3 protein-coding genes are annotated in these 3,508 nt (G+C 44.8%); 1 reads left to right on the top strand and 2 read right to left on the bottom strand.

Annotated elements, in window-relative coordinates; genetic code table 11:
* Positions 1 to 26: 26 nt before the first annotated feature.
* The gene (locus tag NWQ57_RS09510; RefSeq protein WP_306021914.1) at positions 27 to 2,399 is read left to right on the top strand and encodes a fatty acid cis/trans isomerase; all 2,373 of its coding nucleotides are present in this window, start codon (positions 27 to 29) and stop codon (positions 2,397 to 2,399) included.
* Positions 2,400 to 2,526: 127 nt separating this feature from the next.
* On the opposite strand, the gene NWQ57_RS09505 is transcribed toward NWQ57_RS09510, so the two are convergent.
* Together NWQ57_RS09505 and NWQ57_RS09500 are read right to left on the bottom strand one after the other, a co-directional pair.
* Positions 2,527 to 2,787, bottom strand: coding sequence for a TIGR03643 family protein (locus NWQ57_RS09505; protein WP_306021913.1), 261 nt, complete (start codon positions 2,785 to 2,787; stop codon positions 2,527 to 2,529).
* 78 nt (positions 2,788 to 2,865) lie between these two features.
* On the bottom strand, positions 2,866 to 3,508 hold a 643-nt coding region (locus tag NWQ57_RS09500), incomplete at its 5' end, for a phospholipid-binding protein MlaC (protein WP_306021912.1).

The raw sequence follows: 3,508 nt of genomic DNA, 5'->3' as shown, positions 1-3,508 counted from the left end.
TTTACTTAATACCGTTCGGAGTCGCCATGTTAGTCAAACCTCGCTGGATCAATCTAGTGATCGTAGTTGCCATCTTATGTGTTGGCTGTGCAGCCATTGCGCGTTTTGATTTAAACCGTTTATACGGTGAGGCCAAACCAAGCAATCGTGAGGTTAATTTAAGCGAACCACTACCAGAACTGAAGTTTGACGAGGTCAACGCTGTGATAGAGAGCCGGTGCGTGGTGTGCCATGCCTGCTACGATGCGCCTTGCCAACTTAAAATGACGTCGACACATGGTATTGAGCGTGGAGCCAATAAAGACAAAGTATACCAAGGTTCTCGCCTGCTTGCGGCGCAACCAAACCGTTTGTTTGTTGACGCAATTGAGACTCAGGAGTGGCGCGAACGAGGTTTTTTTCCTGTGCTGAATGAGCGCCAGCAAAGTGTTGAAGCCAATACACAAGCCTCGTTGTTAGCGCGCATGTTAATGCTGAAACAACACCATCCCTTGCCTGCCAGCAAGTTACTAAACGAGCAATTTGATGTCAGTTTAAATCGCACTCAAGAATGTCCAACTATCGAAGAGTTTGAGCGGTATGAAAATAATCAGCCGCTTGCTGGTATGCCCTATGGCTTACCTGGCATAAACGCAAAAGAACATAATGTATTAATCAACTGGATAAAAAATGGCGCAAATATGCCAGCTGATTTTACGGTTTCAACTGAGCAACAGCTTGAAATCGATAAGCTTGAGGCGTTTTTAAACGCTGACAATCTTAAAATGCGTTTGAGTTCGCGTTATATATACGAGCACTTATTTACCTCGCATTTGTATTTTAGTGAACATCTAGAGCCCAATACGCACGCACAATTTTACAACTTGGTGCGTTCAAGCTCGGCGCCGGGCACGCCGATTAAGGTCATCGCAACACGGCGTCCATTTGACGATCCGCAAGTTGAACGAGTGTATTACCGCTTACTGCCAGTTAGGTCAACCATCGTCAATAAAACCCATCAACCTTATGCCATCCATGAGGAGTTGATGAGCAAATGGCAAAGGTGGTTTGTGGACGCGGCCTATCAAGTTGAGTCATTACCTAGCTACGAGCCAGAAGTGGCTGCCAATCCATTAACTGCATTTACGCAGTTACCCGTCAATGCACGTTATCGCTTTATGTTAGAGCGGGCTGAAAACACCATAATGGGCTACATCAAGGGGCCCGTGTGTCGCGGTCAGGTGGCGTTAAACGTTATAAACGACCATTTTTGGGTGTATTTTTTAAAGCCAGAATTAGCGGATTCTCCCGATGTAGAAGCCTTTTATCTGGCGCAAAAAGACAATCTGCGATTGCCTGCAGAACATGAAAGCACTGCTTTTGCGCTTAATTGGATTGAGTATGCCGAGCGGCAAGGGCAATACCTAAAAGCTCGTCATGCTTTTTTAAACAAAACATTGCAAGGCGGGCAGCATCTGCAGTTAGACGGCCTTTGGGATGGCGAGGGTGAAAATACCAATGCAAGTTTGACGGTGTTTCGACATTTTGACAACGCTACCGTCGTTAAAGGTCTTGTGGGTGAGCCTCCTAAAACGGCGTGGATAATCGATTATGCCCTACTTGAGCGTATCCATTATTTGCTGGTGGCAGGTTTTGACGTATACGGCAATTACGGCCATCAACTGTTAACCCGCTTATACATGGACTTTTTACGTATGGAAGGCGAGTCAAACTTTTTGGCATTGTTGCCACTTGAAACTCGCCGGACTGAAGGGCGCTCTTGGTATCAAAAATCCGGTCAAGAACTGCAAGACTTTATGAACGACTACGCTTTCTCATTTGAGCAGCCTTCAGGTATCACCTTTACCTCAGACAAGCCCAAGGCCGAGCTATTTGAAAAATTACATCAATATTTGAAAAACGTGCAACCTAAGGGCTATGCACTGGCAGACAGTGAGTTGCAGCAGAAAAGTCAGGATATCTTGGCTAAGTTAGGCACTATTAAGGGCCAATCGGCTAGTATTTTTCCTGAAATCACCATGATCATGGTGGAAACTGAAGGTCAGCAAGATGAAATATTTACCTTAATCCGCAACAGTGCACATTTTAATGTAAACAGCCTGTTTGATGAAGAAGATAACCGTGACAAACAACATGACAACATGACCTTAGTGCATGGCTTATTGGGCAGTTATCCCGATGTGTTTTGGCAGGTTAAAGAGGCTGAGCTAAGCACCTTAGTCGCGGCGGCAACTCGGGTTAAAACAGAAAAAGCCTATGCTGCTTTACTAGACCAATTTGGCGTAAGGCGCACGCAAGCTGATTTTTGGCGTTTTAGTGATCGGTTTAATGCGGCGTTCAGGCAACACAGTCCTATCGAAGCAGGCTGGTTAGATTACAACCGCTTAGAAAACCGTTAGGTCGTGTAAACTGCTGAATTAGCACGCAACACTAAGAATCAATGCTAAGCCATTTCAGTGCGATTTCCTGCGCTTTAAATTGATTTAGGTCGCGACAGTCATCACTAGAGCTTAGTAGGTGTAAGAGCTATTGTCTTTTGTACTGCGAAGGGCAATACGCTCTTGATATGTCCGGCGAGCGCAGTTTTAAATGCTTAGTTTTACGGCCGGATACGCGCTCGCGCCAGTTTTTAAAGGTATTGCTTTTTAAATGCTTGCGCATCAAATTGATAACAGCGCTTTCATCTAAGCCGTATAAGCGCTCGATAGCGTCAAAAGGAGTGCGATCTTCCCATGCCATTTCAATGACACGGGATACATCAAGGTCTGCAAAAAAGGGGCTTGTCATGGCTCAACTCAAACAGCTAATAATCAATAGTAAGTCCATTACGCAGCACCCCATAATTTGTTCACTGCACAGTGCGTTTTATTTTTTTGCCGCGGTTTCTAATTTAATCGGCGCACTATTGGTTTTTTTCATTGAGTCAATAACCGCTTGGATGCCATCAGTGCGAAGAACTGGGGCAAATTCAGTCTCTTTACTTGATAGCAAGCTGATACCCTCGGCCACAATGTCGTACACCTTCCAATCATCGCTTTCTGGATCAATACGCAGTCTAAAGGCTAAATGAATATCAGGCGCTCCGGGATCTTTGATCAAGGCCTTGATGCTAATATCCTTGTCACTTCCTACATTTCTTGCGGGCTCTAATAACACTTCTTGACTCGTGTAGTATGACAAGGCTACAGCCAAACTGGTGACTAAATATTCACGGAATACTTCAGTGTATTCCGGCACTTTTTCTTTGGGCACCGAGCGCAAATTTTTGCTTAGTACCTTCAACGCGGAGTACTTGTAATAAACGTACGGCATCATCTGTTGCTTGATAATGTCACGTAAAATTTCCGGGTTTTGTTTGATCTTAATCTGCTCAGCCTTAATCTGGCTAAATGTTTTATCCGCAACCGTTTGGAGTAACTGGTATGGGTCGCTTGGGCTGGCAAACACCGAATGGCTTAAACACACACCAACTATAATGCCAAGCACTTGCCTTATAGGCGCTTTCATA

This window comes from Paraglaciecola sp., from assembly GCF_030730205.1.
In the GTDB taxonomy this organism is placed as follows: domain Bacteria; phylum Pseudomonadota; class Gammaproteobacteria; order Enterobacterales; family Alteromonadaceae; genus Paraglaciecola.
This window is presented reverse-complemented; position numbering and strand designations above follow the sequence as displayed.